At 43.0% G+C, this 21370-nt stretch carries 16 protein-coding genes and 2 pseudogenes; 15 read left to right on the forward strand and 3 right to left on the reverse strand.

Annotated elements, in window-relative coordinates; genetic code table 11:
- Positions 1-8: 8 nt before the first annotated feature.
- From M2444_RS23545 to M2444_RS23575, 7 genes are all read left to right on the forward strand, one after another.
- A complete protein-coding gene (locus M2444_RS23545) occupies positions 9-7988 on the forward strand; it encodes a fibronectin type III domain-containing protein (RefSeq protein ID WP_280788223.1) in 7980 nt (2659 codons plus the stop codon).
- A gap of 383 nt (positions 7989-8371) precedes the next feature.
- On the forward strand, positions 8372-8698 hold the full coding sequence (locus M2444_RS23550) for a hypothetical protein (RefSeq protein ID WP_094875832.1): 327 nt from the start codon (positions 8372-8374) through the stop codon (positions 8696-8698).
- A gap of 289 nt (positions 8699-8987) precedes the next feature.
- Positions 8988-9116: a hypothetical protein gene (locus tag M2444_RS23555; RefSeq protein ID WP_256990371.1), complete on the forward strand. Its 129-nt coding sequence runs from the start codon at positions 8988-8990 to the stop codon at positions 9114-9116.
- Between the two features lie 805 nt (positions 9117-9921).
- Positions 9922-11019: a phosphohydrolase gene (locus tag M2444_RS23560; protein WP_280788224.1), complete on the forward strand. Its 1098-nt coding sequence runs from the start codon at positions 9922-9924 to the stop codon at positions 11017-11019.
- Between the two features lie 235 nt (positions 11020-11254).
- The gene (locus M2444_RS23565; RefSeq protein ID WP_280788225.1) at positions 11255-11518 is read left to right on the forward strand and encodes a hypothetical protein; all 264 of its coding nucleotides are present in this window, start codon (positions 11255-11257) and stop codon (positions 11516-11518) included.
- 3 nt (positions 11519-11521) lie between these two features.
- Positions 11522-12088: a hypothetical protein gene (locus M2444_RS23570; protein WP_280788226.1), complete on the forward strand. Its 567-nt coding sequence runs from the start codon at positions 11522-11524 to the stop codon at positions 12086-12088.
- A gap of 61 nt (positions 12089-12149) precedes the next feature.
- The gene (locus tag M2444_RS23575; RefSeq protein ID WP_280788227.1) at positions 12150-12569 is read left to right on the forward strand and encodes a hypothetical protein; all 420 of its coding nucleotides are present in this window, start codon (positions 12150-12152) and stop codon (positions 12567-12569) included.
- A gap of 240 nt (positions 12570-12809) precedes the next feature.
- Here M2444_RS23575 and M2444_RS23580 read toward each other — a convergent pair whose 3' ends face one another.
- Positions 12810-14249 (reverse strand): TOPRIM nucleotidyl transferase/hydrolase domain-containing protein, encoded by a 1440-nt coding sequence (locus M2444_RS23580; protein WP_280788228.1) that lies wholly within the window; start codon positions 14247-14249, stop codon positions 12810-12812.
- A gap of 392 nt (positions 14250-14641) precedes the next feature.
- Here M2444_RS23580 and M2444_RS23585 point away from each other — a divergent pair, with 392 nt between their 5' ends.
- The 7 genes from M2444_RS23585 (at position 14642) to M2444_RS23615 (ending at position 17951) form a co-directional block, all read left to right on the forward strand.
- The gene (locus tag M2444_RS23585; protein WP_280788229.1) at positions 14642-14860 is read left to right on the forward strand and encodes a hypothetical protein; all 219 of its coding nucleotides are present in this window, start codon (positions 14642-14644) and stop codon (positions 14858-14860) included.
- Positions 14861-14956: 96 nt separating this feature from the next.
- Complete coding sequence (locus M2444_RS23590) at positions 14957-15286, forward strand: hypothetical protein (protein ID WP_280788230.1); 330 nt, start codon at positions 14957-14959, stop codon at positions 15284-15286.
- 75 nt (positions 15287-15361) lie between these two features.
- Entirely contained in the window at positions 15362-15901 is a 540-nt protein-coding gene (locus M2444_RS23595) for a hypothetical protein (protein WP_280788231.1), read from the forward strand.
- Positions 15902-16332: 431 nt separating this feature from the next.
- Positions 16333-16587, forward strand: coding sequence for a hypothetical protein (locus M2444_RS23600; RefSeq protein ID WP_280788232.1), 255 nt, complete (start codon positions 16333-16335; stop codon positions 16585-16587).
- Between the two features lie 65 nt (positions 16588-16652).
- A complete protein-coding gene (locus M2444_RS23605) occupies positions 16653-16850 on the forward strand; it encodes a hypothetical protein (protein WP_280788233.1) in 198 nt (65 codons plus the stop codon).
- 61 nt (positions 16851-16911) lie between these two features.
- Positions 16912-17211, forward strand: a complete 300-nt coding sequence (locus tag M2444_RS23610; RefSeq protein WP_280788234.1) for a hypothetical protein — start codon at positions 16912-16914, stop codon at positions 17209-17211.
- 248 nt (positions 17212-17459) lie between these two features.
- Positions 17460-17951 (forward strand): hypothetical protein, encoded by a 492-nt coding sequence (locus M2444_RS23615; RefSeq protein WP_280788235.1) that lies wholly within the window; start codon positions 17460-17462, stop codon positions 17949-17951.
- 404 nt (positions 17952-18355) lie between these two features.
- On the opposite strand, the pseudogene M2444_RS33615 reads toward M2444_RS23615, so the two are convergent.
- Positions 18356-19596 (reverse strand): annotated as a pseudogene (locus tag M2444_RS33615) (ISL3 family transposase).
- Positions 19597-19784: 188 nt separating this feature from the next.
- On the opposite strand from M2444_RS33615, the gene M2444_RS23635 reads away from it, so the two are divergent.
- Positions 19785-20003 carry a hypothetical protein gene (locus M2444_RS23635; RefSeq protein WP_094868930.1) on the forward strand — a complete coding sequence of 73 codons (219 nt, stop codon included), beginning with the start codon at positions 19785-19787 and terminating at the stop codon, positions 20001-20003.
- 91 nt (positions 20004-20094) lie between these two features.
- Here the strand turns inward: M2444_RS23635 and M2444_RS23640 are convergent.
- Positions 20095-21286, reverse strand: a pseudogene (locus M2444_RS23640) (IS256 family transposase).
- Positions 21287-21370: the final 84 nt, after the last annotated feature.

A 21370-nucleotide genomic window follows, 5' to 3' on the forward strand; every position in this document is an offset into this window, starting at 1 on the left:
CAGCGGTAGTGAAAGCAGAAGGGTCGAAGCTCCAAGCAGATGTTACGGCAGCCCGTACCTTGGTGAATGCCCTCAACGCATCGGAAAAAACACCGTTGAGCGCTCGTTTGGATACAGTGCAAGCAGCGATTGATTATGCGGCAAAAGTAACTGCCGCGACAGCAGCGGTAGTGAAAGCGGAAGGGTCAAAGCTCCAGGTAGATGTTACAGCGGCGCGCACCTTGGTGAATGTCCTCAATGCATCGGAAAAAACGCCGTTGAGCGCTCGTTTGGATACAGTGCAAGCTGCGATTGATTATGCGGCAAAAGTAACTGCCGCGACAGCAGCGGTAGTGAAAGCGGAAGGGTCAAAGCTCCAGGTAGATGTGACGGCAGCTCGCACCTTGGTTGATGCGCTGAATACGGCAGACAAAGCTCCCCTTATCGCCCGCTTGGATACAGTGCAAGCAGCAATTGATTATGCGGCAAAGGTTACGACAGCGACAGCGGCGGTAGTAAAAGCGGAAGGGTCGAAACTTCAAGTAGATGTAACGGCAGCTCGCACCTTGGTGAATGCCCTCAATGCATCTGACAAGGCAACGCTTGGAGCACGGTTAGATGCAGTACAAGCAGCAATTGATTATGCGGCTAAAGTGGCGACGGCAACAGCAGCTGTAGTGAAAGCGGAAGGAACGAGACTTCAGGCAGATGTGACGTCTGCGAGAACCTTGGTTGATGCGTTGAACACCGCAGAAAAAACACCGCTCATCGCCCGCTTGGACACAGTACAAGCTGCAATCGACTATGCGGCAAAGGTTACGACAGCGACAGCGGCGGTAGTGAAAGCGGAAGGGTCGAGACTTCAGGTAGATGTGACTTCAGCGCGCACCTTGGTGAATGCCCTCAATGCATCTGACAAGGCATCGCTTGGAGCCCGCTTAGATACAGTGCAAGCCGCGATTGACTATGCGGCTAAAGTTACTGCTGCGACAGCAGCTGTAGTAAAAGCAGAAGGGTCGAAACTTCAGGTAGATGTAACGGCGGCTCGCACCTTGGTAAATGCCCTCAATGCATCTGACAAAACGCCGTTGAGCGCTCGTTTGGATACAGTACAAGCGGCAATCGACTATGCGGCACAGGTTGCGACAGCGACAGCAGCTGTAGTGAAAGCGGAAGGAACGAAGCTTCAAGTAGATGTGACGGCGGCCCGCACCTTGGTGAATGCCCTCAATGCATCTGATAAGGCAACGCTTGGAGCACGCTTAGATACAGTACAAGCAGCAATCGACTATGCGGCGAAAGTTACTGCAGCGACAGCAGCTGTAGTGAAAGCAGAAGGGTCGAAGCTTCAAGTAGATGTAACGGCGGCGCGTACATTGGTGAACGCCCTCAATGCATCTGACAAAACGCCGTTGAGCGCTCGTTTGGATACAATACAAGCGGCAATCGACTATGCGGCACAGGTTGCGACAGCGACAGCAGCTGTAGTGAAAGCGGAAGGAACGAAACTTCAAGTAGATGTAACGGCGGCTCGCACCTTGGTGAATGCCCTCAATGCATCTGATAAGGCAACACTTGGAGCACGCTTAGATACAGTACAAGCGGCAATCGACTATGCGGCAAAAGTGGCGACGGCAACAGCAGCGGTAGTGAAAGCGGAAGGAACGAGACTTCAGGCAGATGTGACGTCTGCGAGAACCTTGGTTGATGCGTTGAACACTGCGGAAAAAACACCGCTCATCGCCAGGTTAGATACAGTACAAGCAGCAATTGACTATGCGGCGAAAGTTACTGCAGCGACAGCAGCGGTAGTGAAAGCAGAAGGGTCGAAACTTCAAGTAGATGTAACGGCGGCGCGTACATTGGTGAACGCCCTCAATGCATCTGACAAAACGCCGTTGAGCGCTCGTTTGGATACAGTGCAAGCGGCGATAGACTATGCGGCAAAAGTTACTGCTGCGACAGCGGCGGTAGTAAAAGCAGAAGGGTCGAAGCTTCAGGCAGATGTAACATCTGCTCGAACGTTGGTTGACGCATTGAATACGACGGACAAAGCTCCACTAAACACCCGTCTAGATATAGTGCAAGCTGCAATCGACTACGCGACACAGGTTACGACAGCGACAGCGGCTGTAGTAAAAGCTGAAGGGTCAAAACTTCAGGCAGATGTAAACGTAGCTCGTACATTGGTGAACGCCCTAAATGCGTCTGACAAATCAACGCTTGGAGCGCGTTTGGATACGGTGCAAGCCGGAATTGACTATGGAACAAAAGTAACTGCTGCGACAGCCGCGGTAGTAAAAGCGGAAGGGTCAAAGCTTCAGGCAGATGTAACATCGGCTCGAACGTTGGTTGATGCATTGAGCACGACGGATAAAGCTTCGCTGAACGCCCGTCTGGATATAGTGCAAGCGGCAATCGACTATGCGGCAAGAGTAACGACTGCGACAGCCGCGGTAGTAAAAGCGGAAGGGTCGAAGCTTCAGGTAGATGTGACATCCGCTAGAACCTTGGTGAATGCCCTCAATACATCTGACAAAACGCCATTGAGCGTCCGTTTGGATGCAGTGCAAGCGGCGATTGATTATGCGGCTCAGGTTACTGCTGCTACAGCTGCGGTAGTGAAAGCGGAAGGGTCGAAGCTTCAAGTAGATGTTACGGCTGCCCGCACCTTGGTGAACGCCCTCAATACATCTGACAAAACACCATTGAGCACTCGTTTGGATACAGTGCAAGCGGGAATCGACTATGCGGCAAAAGTGGCGACAGCGACAGCTGCGGTAGTGAAAGCGGAAGGGTCGAAGCTTCAAGTAGATGTTACGGCTGCCCGCACCTTGGTGAACGCCCTCAATGCATCTGAAAAAACTCCGTTAAATACCCGATTGGATGCAGTGCAAGCGGGAATCGACTATGCGGCAAAAGTGGCGACGGCAACAGCGGCGGTAGTCAAAGCGGAAGGAACGAAGCTTCAGGCAGATGTGACTTCTGCGAGAACCTTGGTTGATGCCTTAAACACGGCAGAAAAAAACCCGCTCATCGCACGCTTGGATACAGTGCAAGCCGCGATTGACTACGCGGCGAAAGTAACTGCTGCGACAGCCGCGGTAGTAAAAGCGGAAGGGTCGAAGCTTCAGGTAGATGTGACGGCGGCTCGCACTTTGGTAAATGCTCTTAATGCATCTGACAAAACACCATTGAGCGCTCGTTTGGATACAGTGCAAGCGGCAATCGACTATGCGGCAAAAGTGACGGCTGCAACAGCGGCGGTGGTAAAAGCAGAAGGGTCGAGACTTCAGGCAGATGTGACGAATGCGAGAAATTTGGTTGATGCGTTGAACACAGCGGAAAAAACCCCGCTCATCGCACGTTTGGATATAGTACAAGCGGCAATCGACTATGCGGCAAAAGTGGCGGCTGCGACAGCAGCTGTAGTGAAAGCAGAAGGGTCGAGACTTCAGGTAGATGTAACGGCGGCTCGCACCTTGGTGAATGCTCTTAATGCATCTGAAAAAACTCCGTTGAATGCTCGATTGGATATAGTGCAAGCGGGAATTGATTATGCGGCTCAGGTTACTGCTGCGACAGCAGCTGTAGTGAAAGCAGAAGGGTCGAAGCTTCAAGTAGATGTAACGGCGGCCCGCACATTGGTGAATGCTCTCAATGTATCTGAAAAAACGCCATTGAGCGCACGCTTGGATACAGTACAAGCGGGAATCGACTATGCGGCAAAAGTGGCGACAGCGACTGCAGCTGTAGTGAAAGCGGAAGGAACGAAGCTTCAGGTAGATGTAACGGCGGCTCGCACCTTGGTGAATGCCCTCAATGCATCTGATAAAACTCCGTTAAATACCCGATTGGATACAGTGCAAGCGGGAATCGACTATGCAGCAAAAGTGGAGACGGCAACTGCAGCTGTAGTGAAAGCGGAGGGATCGAGACTTCAGGCAGATGTGACTTCTGCGAGAACCTTGGTTGATGCATTGAACACGGCGGATAAAACCCCACTTATCACACGCTTGGATACAGTACAAGCAGCAATTGACTATGCGGCGAAAGTTACTGCTGCGACAGCAGCGGTAGTAAAAGCAGAAGGGTCGAAGCTTCAGGTAGATGTAACGGCGGCTCGTACATTGGTAAATGCCCTCAATGCATCTGACAAAACACCATTGAGCGCTCGTTTGGATACAGTGCAAGCGGCAATCGACTATTCGGCACAGTTTGCGACAGCGACAGCAGCGGTAGTGAAAGCGGAAGGAACGAAGCTTCAGGTAGATGTGACAGCAGCTCGCACCTTGGTGAATGCCCTCAATGCATCTGACAAGGCAACGCTTGGTGCACGCTTAGATACAGTGCAAGCGGGAATCGATTATGCGGCAAAAGTGGCGACGGCAACTGCAGCTGTAGTGAAAGCGGAGGGATCGAGACTTCAGGCAGATGTAACGTCTGCGAGAACCTTGGTTGATGCATTGAACACGGCGGATAAAACCCCGCTCATCGCCCGTTTGGATACAGTACAAGTAGCAATCGACTATGCGGCAAAAGTGGCGACGGCAACTGCAGCTGTAGTGAAAGCGGAAGGATCGAAGCTTCAAGTAGATGTAACGGCGGCTCGCACCTTGGTGAACGCCCTCAATGCATCTGAAAAAACACCGTTGAGCGCTCGTTTGGATACAGTGCAGGCGGCAATCGACTATTCGGCACAGGTTGCGACAGCGACAGCAGCGGTATTAAAAGCAGAAGGGTCGAAGCTTCAAGTAGATGTAACGGCGGCTCGCACATTGGTAAATGCCCTCAATGCATCTGAAAAAACACCGTTGAACGCTCGTTTGGATACAGTGCAAGCGGCAATCGACTATGCGGCAAAAGTGACGGCTGCAACAGCAGCGGTAGTAAAAGCGGAAGGGTCGAAGCTTCAGGTAGATGTAACAGCGGCCCGCACATTGGTGAATGCCCTCAATGCATCTGACAAAACACCATTGAGCACCCGATTGGATGCTGTTCAAGTTGCAATCGACTATTCGGCACAAGTTACGACAGCAACAGTAGCGGTTGTGAAAGCGGAAGGGTCGAAGCTTCAGGTAGATGTAACGGCAGCTCGTACATTGGTGAACGCCCTCAATGCATCTGACAAGGCGACGCTTGGTGCACGCTTGGATACAGTGCAAGCCGCGATTGACTATGCAGCAAAAGTAACGGCGGCGACAGCAGCTGTAGTGAAAGCGGAAGGATCGAGACTTCAGGCAGATGTGACGTCTGCGAGAACCTTGGTTGATGCGTTGAACACGGCGGATAAAACTCCGCTCAACTCACGCTTGGATACAGTGCAAGCGGCAATCGACTATGCGGCGAAAGTTACTGCCGCAACAGCAGCTGTAGTAAAAGCGGAAGGATCCCTGCTTCAAGATGATGTGGATGCAGCCCGTACCTTAGTGAACGCGTTGAATTCAGTAGAAAAAGATACACTGAATTCCAGACTTAGTAAGGTTCAGGAAATCGTAGATTATAACGTAAAAGTTCGAGCAGCAACCACCGCAGTAGATAAAGCTGAAAGTACGAAATTGCAAGTTGATATTAATGCAGCAAGAATTTTGGTAAACGATCTTCATACTGAAGACAAAGATGCTCTGAATACACGCCTCGATGGAATTCAGAAGGCAGTCGATTATTTGGCCAAAGTCAAGAAGGCAACGGATGCAGTAGTGAAAGCTGAGGAATCTAAGCTCCAGGCAGATGTAACGGCCGCAAGAAGCTTGGTGGGAGCACTCAACGAAGCAGAAAAGACAGAACTAAACTCCCGTTTAGATGCTATTCAGGAAGGTATTGACTATAATGCTAAGGTTAAAATCGCAACTGCAGCAGTCGAAAAAGCAGAAGACACCTTCTTACAAACAGATGTGACAGCCGCTCGAGTTTTAGTAAATGGACTAAAAGGCATCGATAAAACATCACTTACAGAACGGTTGGATGCGGTCCAGGAGATCATCGACAGTACAACATCAAACCAAGCCGCTACGCAAGCGGTGTTGAAAGCCGAAGTCTCTAAATCTCAATCAGATGTCAATACTGCCCGAGCTCTTGTCGATCAATTGAAAGATCTTTCTATGAAAGACAAGTTGAATCAGCGCCTTGATGCTGTGCAGAAACTCCTGGATTATAGTGATTTGATTGGTCAAGCCTATGCTGCGGTTATTAAGGCAGAAGGAAGCGAAAAGGCGGAAGACGTTGCGGCTGCTCTTGCTCTTATTGAGAAGTTGGATGAAGGTACGCTAAAAAATGCTCTTTCATCTCGTCTGAATGTTGTTCAAGCAGTAGTCAACGCCGTTATTGCAAACCAATTGAAATTTGATGAAGCGCGAGCTGCAGTCCAGAAAGCGGCAGAAAACACCAATAATGTGACCTATACTGCTGCACGTGATCTGGTAAACCAATTGCCAGCAAGTAATGCTAAGAATGAATTGGTCGAGCAATTGCAAGCGATTCTCGTAAAACTGAGCGAGGGTACAGCTATCAGTGAAGCGACTCAGGCTGTATTGAAGGCAGAAACGTCAAAAACGTTAGCAGATTACAAATATGCAATTGCTAAAGTCAATCCACTTAATTCAAGTGATCAGAAAACAAGCTTGGAAGGACGACTTGCATCTTTGAAGGAAACACTGGATTTGGCAGCTGCTAATGCTACAAAGCTCATCGATGCTAAAGTAGCAGTTGAAGGAGCTGAGAGACTTAAAACTCAGGAGGCAATCAATTTAGCAAAGACCTTGGTTGATGCGTTGAACACCGGTGCTGAGAAAACAAATCTGCTGAACAGACTTAAAGTGGTACAGGATAGTCTTACAAGTTCTTCTATGGTTGTTACGAACTTGGGTGTCACAAATCAAAAGGCCACATCATTGCGTATTACTTGGACAGCTCCAGCCAACGTAACCACATTCAAAGTGGAACGAGTACTGAATGGAACAGTCGAAAAGACAGTTTCACTAGTATCTTCCTCGGATGGATACAGTGACACAGGCCTGAAAGAGAAAACAGAATATGAATACCGTATCACAGTGAAGTACGGTACGCTGTCAGGGGAACCAGTTGTTTATAAGGTCCGTACACTCGCTGAAGGAGAAACACCTCCGGTTGAAGAACCAAAGCCGCAGCCGACTGACCCAGCAATGAATGTCTCAGGTTTCAAAACTAAGACTCAGACAAAGAACAGCATCACACTGGAATGGACAAAAGTACCTGGTGCGATCGGTTACAGATTGGAGCGAGTTAACGAAGACGGTATAGTTGAAAAGACTGTCAACTTGTCGACGGTGAGTTCGTACAATGATTCATCACTTGATCTGAATACGACCAATACGTATCGTCTTGCTGCTAAGAATAAGTTCGGTGCTTTCGGTGAAGTCAGTATCATTCAGGCGAGTACTCTTCAGGTAGAGGTTCCTCCAGCGCCTTCGATAACACAATTGGATGTAGATGGAGAAGGTGTCCTTCATTTTGTTGGACAAGGTACTGAGGGATATAATCAGTACATGGTCATTAAAAAAGCATCCGGCGTACAACTTGCTCGTTTAGCAGTTACGAATGACATTGAAAAGACTTACGTATTCAATCTTGCTGGCGATTACACTATCCGGATGGAGACGTACAATTCGGCTGAAAAAGTATCATCTTACAGTGCTACTCAAACCGTCACTGTCGCGACCTATATGGTGGAAGCACCAATTCCTCAAGACCTACAGGCGACTGTAGAGGTTGATGGGAATTACAATGCCTTTACCTCTTCGGTTATCAATGATGTGAATGGTTTAGCTGAAAAGTATTCCTTCGAGGTATACGATCCAAACGGAAAGAAAATCGCTTCAGGCATAGGGAAGGTAATTGGAGACCGTATTGTCTACACTTACAAAAAGTCAATTACAACAACTGTTACGGGGACGTATACGATTAAGGTCCGCGGCAAACATGGAGCAAGTACTTACGGCGAATATGTTACGAGTACTGTCGAAGTCCAATAAATAAACAATAAAAATACCCTTGCCAGGAATTCTGGTGAGGGTATTTTTATTGTTCGGCTCGGTCACAGGTAACGGAGGCCGGGTTTTATTTGCTCTCCAGACCACCTCTTAGAATGGATAACCGACTGCACTGGAAAGGATCAATTGTTTTTTTGGATAATACACGTTACTTCTTTAACTCTCCCTGAAGATTTGAAGAATAACAAAGTTACCCATAAGACACACTTCAGCATTGCCGATCGAATACGAATCATTTTCATATAGGATTTCACCCCCTGGATGTACCGGTTTGTCCGGGATTCCTATAATAGAATTTAATCGTATACGAATTATGGTAAAATGGAGAAGTTAGCAAAAAATGCGAGGATCGGGAAGTGAAAAGTGTGACAAATGAACGAATTCACGCTAGTTTAAACCGTGTCTCTAAGAAAAAACGAAGTAATTATGATATATCTGATGATACAAAGCGAGTGAATGAACTTGAATTAAACGAAAGCAGGCACCATCGAATTACCGCTTATCAAAAGGATCTGCTTGATTGGATTACAGCAGAAGGAAATGGTTCTTATCTATATTATTGGCTAAGTGATGCCTTAATAGGAAACGTAAGAAAAGATCCAGATGATATAAAAAAGATAAATGGATTTAAGACTTTGATACACCAAGCTAAAGAAAAGCCCAAAAGAGGAAGACCTAGGATAAATCCCTGATTTACCTTCTAAGGCTGAGCGATGCAGCTAGTAGATTTATAGAGTCTTAACCGCTCCTAAATGTATGCTGTAGGTTAGGGCGTTTATGTCAGTCACACACTTTATTTTCTGTTGATGAGTGAGTATTTTGAGTAATTGCTAGGAGAATTGATAGAACAGAAGTAGGGGATAAAAAATAATAGTTTGGAGGCTGTTATAAGCAGTTTTCTTCTATTTTTTACATGATATAATTAAGTGAGATAAAGTTACCGGTGGGAAAGACATGGCAAACCCGAAAGGGGGTGACGCCATGTCGCTTCTTGAACTGTGTCTTAAAATTCTGGAAGTATTCGTGAAGATGGTCAGCATTACGACTGGTTTATTGACTTTGCGAAACAGCTGGAAAAAAGCACGTAACAAGAAAAACCACCGGCAATAGGTTGGCTCCTGATCCGGTGGTTTTTCTCTTGTAGACAATCTCGCCGTGGTCGCCCACCGGCCTTTGTCTGAGGCGCGATGTTACAGCATCGCGTCTTTATTTTATGTTCTTATGCCAATAGTATACCATATCTATTTAATAATTATCCAAGTTGTCAGGAGAAAACAATAAATAATCAATGCAAAATCGTGGGCAGTCTTTTGAGTTCAATAATTTCCGCTGATTAGCTATAATTCTGGATTGGTTAAACTGAGACAGGTCGTTTAGGTTATAAATTATGTGTGCCATTAATCTTTCCCTGAACCGAATATATCGTTGTCGTGATTATATAGTTATTATTGAAGAGCTCCAGATTTAAAGGTATAATAGGAGTATATACAAATAATTACAACTTACAAGTATTCAATAACCTATGCACGTGTAAACATGAAGATAGGAATTTATTGAATACGGCGGACTGATGAATAATATCCATCAGAAGTGTAAGGAGTTGCTGTGTACATGTAGGCTAATTAAGTTACCCTATTCATGAAGACAGCAGACATGAGTTAGGTTAACTGAGTAGATGGCCAATCAAATTTTGATCATCCCAGCCCACCGCCCTCCTTGAGATGAAACACCATAAATTTATCGACAAATACAAGCTCTAACTCGAAAAATTCTCGAGTTGGGGCTTTTTCTATATACTGGCCCAGCTAAACGTTGGTTCAGCTAAAGTATGAGAAAAATAACGGATGGAGCGCGAAAAGAGACTCGTATTCAAAAGGGTCTTTTTTTGTGTTTCCTAATAAGAAGGGACGACGAAATGATGAATGAAGTTAATCCGTACCAACCCGATAGACGACGCATTATTAGCCTTCGGGAAGGAGAAGAGATTACCAGCTTCTATTTGATCAAAGATATCAGCTTTAATAAAACCGATGCTACTCCCAATCGGCCTGCAGCTGAGTACATGACAATTCATTTGATGGATGAAACGGGAGAGCTTCAGGCTAAAGTTTGGGGATTATCTCCAAAGGAGAAAGAAGATTATGAAAACCGATATAGAAAGTTTCGTCTTCTAAAAGTAAAGGCTTTGGTACAGCTTTATAAGCCAGCCAATAAGGAACCAATTTTACAGTTGAAATTAATTCAGCATCGACTTGCAGAGCGGACAGATGGATACAAACGACAAGAGTTCGTGCGATCAGCTCCTATCCAGCTTGACGAGGTGCTTGTAGCCATTAAAGAACGTCTTCAAGATGTGAGTGATCCAGTCTTAAGAAACATTGCTTTATTTTGCTATGAAAAGGCAGGAAAAAAAATAATCGAGTTTCCTGCAGCAAAGAATCTTCATCACGCATACTTCGGAGGTTTACTATATCATAAGTGGCGTGGTCTTGAAGCTATTGAATTTTATGGTGAGCAGCGCCCATTTTTGAATCTGGATTTAATGGTAACTGGCTGGCTCATTCATGACATCGCCAAAGTGGAAGAATTGCTTGTCGAGCTGGGGATCTGTTCGGATTATAGCCGGCGTGGTAAACTCCTTGGTCATATTGCAATAGCAACATTGTGGATCAGTGAAGCCTGTTTTCATTATGGTTTTGATATATATGATCATGTAGTGGAGGATCTAATGCACGTTGTCCTCGCACATCATAATAAAGCTGAGCACGGGAGTCCGGTACAACCGAGGTTACCCGAAGCGGTGGCTATCCATTACGTCGATATGATGGATTCAAGACTCCAGGGAATTGAAGATGCATTTATGATGATGAGACCTGAGGAAGAATGGACACCGAAGCTATTTATGTTAGAAAATCAATCCTTCTACCGAGGATCCATTTCAGAGGAAGCGGAGAAACCTCAGCAAGCCCCTTTCGCCGGACCATCAGATCCAATATTTGGAGGCGTGGCTTAATAGAAAATAATATAGAGTCGCTTACCCTGCGAACAACTACAAGAGATTAGGCGCAGCCCATAGAGGGCTGTGCCTTTTTCTATATTAAACACCATACCCGAACTTACATTCGGGATACGAGGGAGCGGAAAAAAGTAAATATGACAACATCGAATGAGAAAAAACAAAGTGAAAAGTCAAAATTTTTATGGTGGATGAGAATACAATTGAAGTTCGGAACAGAGGGCCTGTAAGTATGAATATCAAAAAATGTTTAGTTCCTATAATGGTTTTCATTACGATGCCAACACAGATTATCGCAAAGATAGAAATTCTATTGGACTTCTCAACCAAAGTAAGTGGGATTGAGTACAACGGAATTCTAATAGCACTCTGCGCCTTGTTATGGTGTATCTGGAAGACAAAAACAAAGCGGAAAGAAAAGGTGAGTTTTTACTCCAAGAATGCAAAGGAAATGATTCTGTCCACGGAAATTTCAGATAAAGTTCGGGAGGGATAATTGATGCTGTATAAAAAACGAAAATCTGACGTCGGATGTTCAATGATGCAAGTATTGACTGATCAAATCATCTATTTTGTAGGTGAAGAAATGGATACGCCAGAGGCTGCCTACCGAAAGGCAGCCAGTTTGATTGGTTTCGAAGCGGGAACCCTTCCGACATTTAAGGTTGTTTTAGGAAAGCTTATGGATCGATACAATCTCCTTGATAGGGAGGGATCAACAAGGCAGCTACTATTTAACGAGCGAGTAGAAATGAGGCAACTGAAATTAGTTCTTCAGCGGCAGTTAGAGCAGTTGATAATACAAGCTGGCGACCCCTCTGAGAAAGTCCGAGAACACGCATTTAGGGATTTGCAGACCCAGTTAAAAGAATATGGGGTACCGTATCGGACAATTGATGTTTATATGGAAGTTGGGAATCTAAAAGCCTGTATATGTGCTTTCGGTTGTTATCTTCAACTTGTTGAAGAATCAGGTGAAGATGTAATGCGCAGAGTGTACGGTATCTCCACAAATAAACCGGATTTTCTAATTCCAAGATTACCCAGATTAAAATGCTGCAGCTAATGACTTGGTAACAAAGAGTTGATTATCAAACACATTTAGTTTGTACAAGGAGGGAAAGATTTTGATCCTGAACTATATGACCTCTACAAAAGAAAAGAATCTGATTTTAAATCAAGGATTCATTCTTGAAGATGGAGCGATATTTGCAACAACTCAAGTTAAATCAATCATCTCTTCCAGTTTAGTGGAGTTTGAATTGGATGAAAATTGTTTTTATCATTTGTACGCTGGGGAATTAATTGATACGCTTCGCCAGATGGAAAAAGGAGCTGGACCATGTATGAGTATATTTGGAGTGCCCTTTGTCTGCGATCGCTCCGGACTACTCATGTTTGGTGAAGAGGTAATTAATCGGGGATATATGGGAGTCTGCTGTCCAACCATGGTTGGAGGAAATCAGCTACATTACAATGTCATCATTTTTGATATAGAAGAATTGAATAATCAGTTAATGGTCAATGTTTCAAACCAGGAGCAGTGATGACAATGAGATACTATAAACCAGAACTCTGGCCATCTATGCCATATGCATTTCATTAAACGGAAGCCTGTTATACGAAAGTATAACAGGCTTTTTCTATATGATTTAAGAATAACTTATATTGCTTATTGAGCTTTTATTAAGAATATGGTCCGCCGACTGACCAGATGCAGATCAGATCAAAAGTAAGAATTATCGATAATTGCTTCGCCATCCATAGTAAGTAGATTCATGAATATTTTACTTTATCCCACATAATTTGTACGCCTCATTAATGAGATTCCTAATAAGATCCGGAACTTCATCAGCATGCATTAACTCTGAGGCTTTTTTATTGAAACGAACCTTATCTAATTTTGAGTTGAAAGAATGTAGTACATAATTGATTTGTCCGATAATTCCTCGATTTTCATCAAAATTCGAAGCTGAAACGTTTCCCCCCGTCGGATACAACTCGTTTAATGCTTGGGCTACGATAGGAAGTGGTACCAGATCTTCAAATTCACCTTTGGGGATGAATGATAAGCTGAATCGGTCAAGACTTCCTTCGATCATTTTCTCAATCTCCCGCTTCTCCTTTTCAGCATCACTGTCAAGAAGAACACAGATTTTCACATTCGGAAAGTTATTGCGAAATAATTTAAAATTCTCCAGGACCTTTTGTTTTGATTTGCAATTCATAACGAGGATATTCCGACTGGCTAACGGTTTTCCAATTCGAATAGCCATAACAGGAAGTGCAGCTTCTTCCGAGGAGCCTTCGACAAGAATGATGCATTTACTGTTTTTGACCGTGTTTATGGTTAAAGTACTGTTTTGGAAAATATCATTTAGACGGATAGATATTCCTTGTCTGAATTGTTTATAGAGGTAGAATCCGACTTGAACATGAAGATCCATATGTGCTTTGGTAAGGTGTGCGTAGAAAACATCATTATGGTTAAGCGATACATCTCCATGAGGTATACCACAATGCGGGCAGATAAATTCTTTGTCTATTGGCATGGTGTTTGGAATAGAGTTTTTTAGCTTCTCTAGCTCTACAGCCATCGGAGCCAGTTCAGGCAAGTTTATCAATCCATCCATTAATCCCATTGCCTTATAAGTCTCTTGGCTGATAAAGGAAGTAGCTAAATAGAGAGCAAAATTAATCTCATATTTGGGCATCTCGACATCATTGAAATTGACTGTATTTAACAGTGATTTTGCACTTTGCGCCTGCCATCGGTACGATTTGGAGAAAAAATCATTCAATTGAATCAGCGGAGGAAAAAGCATAATTTGAAGAATATAGTTGGTAAAGTCGTCTTTGGAAGGGAGCAACTGTTCTTCTAGTTCTATAGAGTCATAGAGATCTTCGATATATATCAGATCTTCATTTTTTAAATTGAATTCATTTGTAATATCTTCGGCTAACTCAGAAGCGAAAAAATGAGTGAATGGAGTTAATTCAAATTTTATTTGGATTTCTGTTGGAACTTCGTGGGGTAAGTGGGTCTTGTACAAATCTAAAAGTGTATATCCCCAACTGGAATGATATAACTCTACCTTTTCCTTCAGGGATTTATCCTCCTGATCATTAGTACATAACTTGAACAGTTTTAAAAGTATTTCTTCGTGTTGAAACACTGTCATATCGTGAAAGACGCGCTTAATAACATCTAAAGGGAATATTTTCAAAGATTATCACTCCATTTGTTTATTGAGATATTTTCTATTATGAAATAAATGGTTATCAATCTCAATTCAAAATACTACTTTCAAAATCGATTGTATAGAACCGGCTACTCGTGAGTCATCTAAAGCTGAGGATTGTCTAACTATAAATTCCATCATATCAACAAATCCAATCATTTTCTTATCAAATTACAATTCGCCAAGATAATACACCTTATTATGTATACGATCGTTTACAGAAACAAGTGTGTGAGGTAATATAATCTTGAGGTAATGAAGATTTTTTTCTAAATCCTCCATTAGTCGGAAGTTGGATACGTGAACTTATATCTTAGTTTGACTCCGAAAGGACAAACATAGTGACGTAATTACCAGAATATGAGGGGGCTTTACAGTTGCGAGAAGGTGAAATCAAACGAATGTCTGCACCTCAAGATCTTCATAATTTTGAATTAATACCTCTGGACTATCTTATTCGAAATATCGGTGAGAATCATTTTTCCATCCACCGGGGGCCAACGGGTTTGGAGGTGCACGAGGCAAAATATGATAATGAAACCTTTCTATATGAAGGAAAGTATTATTTTGTCTCTGATTGCCCTACTTACAAATGAAGAAGAGGTAGTAAAGATGGTTTACTCATATTGGGAAGCGATTAAGACGTTAATCCTAATGTAGTTTTATATTTGATTATTAGCGGAGGGTTGAAAATGAAGAAATGGATCAATTTATCAATACTTCTTCTGTTGTATAAGATCTACATTGAGTTATTCGAGGTTTCTGAGCTCCCTACAATTGTCTCTATGACACACATACAGGCAATGGTAATCATTGACGTTGTATTAAAACTGATATTACATCCTGGTTTCTTTTATATTATCAATGCCGGCTGCCTCATGTATGTTTTGATTCGTATAGGCAAAGAAACTGATGAAAATGAGAAAATGAAATATACCAAGGATCTTTCAAGTCTAACTGTTCTTCTAATAGGATTTGTATTGTTCCCATATGTATCTGAATTGGTACATAATTTGACTTGATGAAATAAGACCTACAACAATAGAATTCTTCTTTTCTAATTCAATAGTCTACTAAAGAGTTGGAGCGTGTCTATAATGCACATTTTTTCAAGATTGAAATCCAAAAAGGTTGACGTTATTAAGGATGATCATCTTCTTATCGGTTCAACGCAATCGGGGAGAACTCACAATTGGTTAAATGAACGTGAAAAACTAAAAATGATTGCTAATTCACTTTTAGTTAAAGGCGAAGTACATTATGTGGACCTGTCCGTGAACGATAATAACAAATTTACAAATCTGCTACCAGGTTGCCAAACATATCAATACGCAAATGAATTCACTATTTTACTAACAGATTTTAAGAGAAAGTTTGATCAAAGAATCAAGCTATTCTCTGAGGGCAGATCGATTGCTGACCTTCCATTTATATATATGGTTGTGAACGAAACAGACGAGCTTCCTGAGGATTTAAGAATAAGTTTACAACTGTGTATGAAGTATCTGTTAGAAAAGCAGCGCATTGCCAAAATGGTATTTGTTTTGTACTCAAGTAAAGAGGATAGCTGGGATCAATACTACAAAATGAATAAATTCGTACCGATAAATTATTCCCCAAACCTTCTCAAGAGTTAAAGGACATATGAAGAAAGTTAGGATTCTCTCAAATCAACATTTATTGAATGAAGATAAGACGGATTTAAAACTTCGGCCATCATTAAACAGTCGCTTAATTATCTTCAATGAAAGGGAGCGTGCATCAGAGTGGAGATTATAATTTTTGTTGCTTCGATTGTCCTGTTCGTTTTGATAGGGCTAGGAATTAATATTTACAGCGCTTATTTGGACAAAAAGAGACATTGGGAACACGTTCAAAAGATGAAACATAAATGAATAGAACAGTATGTAAGGAATATAGACGCATTCGGCGTATTAAAAAGGGAGCATATCAATGGTTACAGTGACGGTGTATGTAAATAGCGAGGTGTTTTGTTGGATTGTAAACATTCTAAACAAAAGCATGACTTGTGAATGGGTGGGTTCACATAAAGACATGGAGTGATCATATGAAAGAATGGCTCTATGAGCTGCTTGAAAAATTGACAGGTAAGCACTATCACATTTTTGACAAACCATCACAAATAGAATACCTGGATGGAACCCAGTTTGTTTATTGCCGTTGCGGATCGATGGCAAAAATAAAAAGAATACAAGTCGTAACAATGTGGTGTCCACGCTGTCAAGTTTGGACGAATGAATATAATCGATTCAGTCAACATGATTGCGGAACTGATGTTCTTTCAACTAAAGACGGAGAATAGTTAAATCACGCCTATGAGGGCAATGATCTTCAATGAATAAATCAGTTCATAAGGAGAGATTCAACATGGAACTCGAAAATGATGAAATACATATTGTTTTGAGACATTTTCAGATATATAGCTCTGTAGAAAAAACCTTCACAAAAAAAGATATTGCCTTAAAGTATGCAGCCGAAATGGATAAACTTGAAAATAATAATTTGCCCGAACATGCAAGAGGATATCACACGGTTGTTACCTCAAAGCTGGAAGAAACATATTGAATAAATTAGTTCATAACAAAGGAGGATTAGTCCTATTAATATTAAAAATGAATTTATTAATGTGATAGGTAACACTTCAAATATACATCTTAATTTTGAAATTCGTAATAATGAAAAAACCATTGCTGATGTAAAAGAAATAATTGAGATTTTTTTGAAAGAGAATATATCTCTTAATAATTGGGGGCTATTTGAAAATCCTATTGATGGTTGCTATTGCTTTTTTAATAGTAAAGAACATCAATACGTATCTTTTGTAAATTATTTTACAGAAGATGAAAGATTTGTACCTACTCATTTGGATGAAGATAGTATTGAAGTACAATCGGACTCCATTAAACATGCAATTGAGCAATACTAAAAATAGAGTGTTCAAGAATCACAATGAATAATTCCGTGCATAAGGAGGAATGGATGTGAGTTTTAGATTTTTTATTTTTACAAACATTGTTCTCTGGCCACTAGCTATTATAAGTTACTTCAATCAATCAAAAGCACCCCTGGTAATAACCGCAATTTACTCAGTTGCATGGACATTATGGTTTATTACCTTTAATAAGAAATCTAGTAAAACAACATAGTGAATATTAAGTTGAATGGAGGTATCACATGGAACCAAAATTTTTAGTTACTGCTAAAAAATATATACATCCAAATGACGATGAAGCAAGGTGTAAAAAACTGCACTCTCTAACTGTTACAGTGGAATTTTATGACGAAAATTTAAAATACTGTTTGGAAAGCTTGTTCGAGGATCATCAATTTGGTTTGCATCTATTTAAGCGACCTCATAATTGGATTCCATTTGTAATGGTGAAAACATTGAGTGTGATGGATGAAGAGGATCTGTATACTCTAACTCTTGGTTCTCAACAGGGACATAGCTATTCCTTTACGGATGCGATAGCGCGGACAACAAAATATAATGTTGGTGATTTCGATATTCGACAACCCGCTGTAATTAACTTTCACCTTGAAGAAGATCTAAACGAAATCGAACCATTGATTATTAATACAGTTGAAAGATTTATACAAAAAGTCATGAAAATTGGACCACATCTGTCGGATGACAAGAATGTGTTCCGCATAGAACCCGCATAAATTGCGGGTTTTTCTTTTTTACGGTACATATTCTTGTCAAAAGCTAATGACAAGAATATGTACCGAATGCCGAAATAGGCCAAGAATATGTACCGTTAACCGATAATTAATATATTCAAAACCAAACCACCGGAAAGACGTCAAAAAAGCATGATATTACTGTAAGAGGGAGTAAGAATTTCTGGGCCGGACTAACAGGCAGGATTGTTCAACAATTTCACGAATAACCTTTAGGATAGACTTTTTACGAAGTTCGTAAAAAGGACGTTATACGCAATTGCACAAACACCTGAAACCATTTCCAAACACAATCGCAGCATATTGTAAATAAATTTCAATTAGGTGAAGCATGAAAGTTTTTGATTACTTAAGAGGCTCAACCTAAAAATTAGCGGTTGATATTTTCATCCTAATAAGCGTAGCCGATTGCATTCGATTAAAATACCAGCTTTGTAACATCGACGATTGCGCGTGAAATAATGTCGACGCTGATATGCTTTGATGCGATTATGTCTTCCTTCCAACGTCGCATTCGTCCAGCGGCAGCTATGGTAGTTCACAATTTCCTCTTCCCAATTTCGCATCGTTTTCAAGGCGCTTTGCATCGCTTCGTGCTCAAGGGCTTCCCCCTGCTGACACCAACGAGTAAACCCAAGCTGGGCCACATGGTGATTTGGCGAATAATCATACCAGTGAGAAACGCCTCTTTCCATTCCCATACCTCACGCAGCAGCGGCGAGAATGCCAGCAGTTGATCTAACTGAGTTCTGCTCTTTTCGGGTAAGGAATCTGCAGGCGGATTCAGCAGGCGATGATGACTTTTCAAGATGACTTTGGCCCGGGGGAAAAGGGTAGACTGAACTGATTTCCGGACCGCCTGGACACTTTCAATGACGCAACCGTGAACGTGGAACCGATCGGCAATTCGGAGCGCCCCCGGAAAACATTCGCTGAGCCAAGTGTGATACGTTTGAGCCAGATCCATAACAACTGCCTTGGGATTTAGGTTCAAAAAATCGGGATGTTGCTGGGCATACGCACGTAACGCATCCAGCTTTCGCCCAGCCAGCAGGTCTAGCATGGTTTCGCCTCGAAGATCGTGAATGCCAGTATTGTAGGTGTATCCTTTTTTGATCGCAAAGTCGTCGATGCCGAGCACCAGTTCTGGCGTGTCTTTGGCTTGACGCCAAGCCTGCTCAAGTAGACGCTCATTCTCTGCGGGCAAGGCCTCTTGATGCATGCGCTGAACCGTGCTGGCAGGTAGATCTTGCATTCTCGCCTATGCGCTGCCGTGGAGCCCAGTGCCTGGTTTACAGTCTGTGAGCGGAAAAAGACGGCTGTATTGTTCCTTGGGACCCACCCATGCATACGACCAAACAAACCCAATCTTGCACCGCGAGCAGGCTAAGCGCAGCGAGGGAATATGCAAAAAGCACTTTTTACCAAAGATGCTGACATGACGAATCTTGCGCGACTTATTGCGGCCATCTCGCTTCACCGCTTGTTCGGAGTGGCAGATTGGGCAGGGCTGTTTGTGTGCCACCGGTGAGGCTTCCAAATGCACTTCCGTTGCATTGTGGGAGAGAACGTTATGCAGTTGTAGCTCTGGTAATCCGAGCATTTCGTTAATATACTGGAGTGGCATCTGTCATTTCCTTTTCTTGTTGTTTGGTAGGACTTACAACAATACAGGATTTGCAGATGTTTTTCCATTTCTATCCTCGTTTTTTTTCCGCACTCAATTTTCAACCGCTAATTTTGGGTTTGAGCCTATATATGACTCAAATATGTAGCTATGTTACAACCGGAATATGTGAAAAGAGAAAATGTGAAGTGAATTTATTTTTAAATGATTTTATTAATAGAGTTTACAATACTGATTTACGAGATATTGGTTTCGAATGCTTAGATATTTCAGGAGCAGATGGAAAAAGGCCTGAAATTTCTTTCGTTTTTGGTGGACAAAAAACAGTAATAGAGGCTAAGACATTAGTTAATCCAGAAATAAATATAACAATATCCTTTACTGGTAGCGTCAAGAAGTTTGTGTAAAAGAGTAGAAGTAACTCTACGAGTGTGTTTTAGGTATGCAGGTGTTTCTGGGGCGGGGGAACCCCGCCCCCAGAAACAGGACGAGCGGAAGCTACTCTCCTTCCCGTGTTGGTATTGTTGGATAGCGGGCTTCGAACAGCTCATTCAGCTTCTTTTTCACCGCATCCACACCAAATCCTGGGACTACACGTTCTGCAAAGCGTTCATTGTAATCCGTCGCTTCCAAGTACACGATTTTCTCCGCCGCGTCCATATTGGTCAGACTATTCATTGGTTTGAGTCGCTTACGGATTTCCTTATTCATTCGCTCGATCGGATTCGACGTGTAGATGGCTTTGCGGATCTCCGCCGGGTACTTGTAGAACGTCAGTAAGGTTGACAACTGTTCTTCCCATGAGGCCATTTCTTTCGGGTACAGCTTGCCCCACCGGGCTTTGACCGTATCGAATGCGGCCCGGGCTAACTCTTCATCAGGTGCGGTATACACGGTCTTAAGGGCTTCAATGACATCGGTTTTGTGTTCCACCCGGATTTTAGGAAATGTCGCTCGCACTTTGTGAACCACACAGTGCTGCACATCGGCTTGAGGATACGTTTCTTTAAATGCAGCGTCGAGTCCCGGCAGGCCGTCAAACACCCCCAGCAGGACTTCCTGTGCACCACGGGTGTAGAGGTCTTTTAGGACTTCCCGCCAGCCCATTGGAGCTCTCTTGACCGCCGACGTAAAACCCGAGGATTTGACGATGTCCCTCTTCAATGCCCATGGCAAAATAGATGACTTCACCGTCGACGGTGCCTCGTTTGAGCTTCACATAGAGACCGTCCAGGTAAATCACGGAGTAGCGTTGGGCGAGCTGACGCGCCTGCCAGTTCTGAATGTCCTCCAGCACCGTTGCGGTAATGTTGCTCACGGTCGTTGCGGAATAATGGCTGCCGAACATACTTTCAATGAAACGGGCCACGTCTCGTGTGCCCATGCCGCTTTTGTACATTTGGATCACCGCCTCTTCCAGCCAGCCGTCTCTGCGTTGATACGGTTCAAACATTTGTGTCTGGTAGTATCCTTTACGGTCTCTAGGCACCTCTAGATCCTCCAAATGACCGTATTTGGTGTGCAGACTCCGTTTGTAATATCCATTGCGGCTGTTACGCTCACCCGCTTGCTCATTCTCCATGAAGTGCTGAATTTCCGTTCTCATGATAGATTCCAAGTTGTCTTTGACAAACGTAGTGACAAGATTTTCAAATAGATTATTCATGAGATTTTCGGGTACAATAGTCATCGAGTAGGGTTCCTTTCTTGGTGGTTTCGCAATCCCGAGAATACCCTACTTTTTTGTTGCCTGCTAGGCTCCAAATCTTGGTAC

It is taken from the genome of Paenibacillus sp. PastF-3, assembly GCF_029893135.1.
In the GTDB taxonomy this organism is placed as follows: domain Bacteria; phylum Bacillota; class Bacilli; order Paenibacillales; family Paenibacillaceae; genus Paenibacillus_AQ; species Paenibacillus_AQ nitricinens.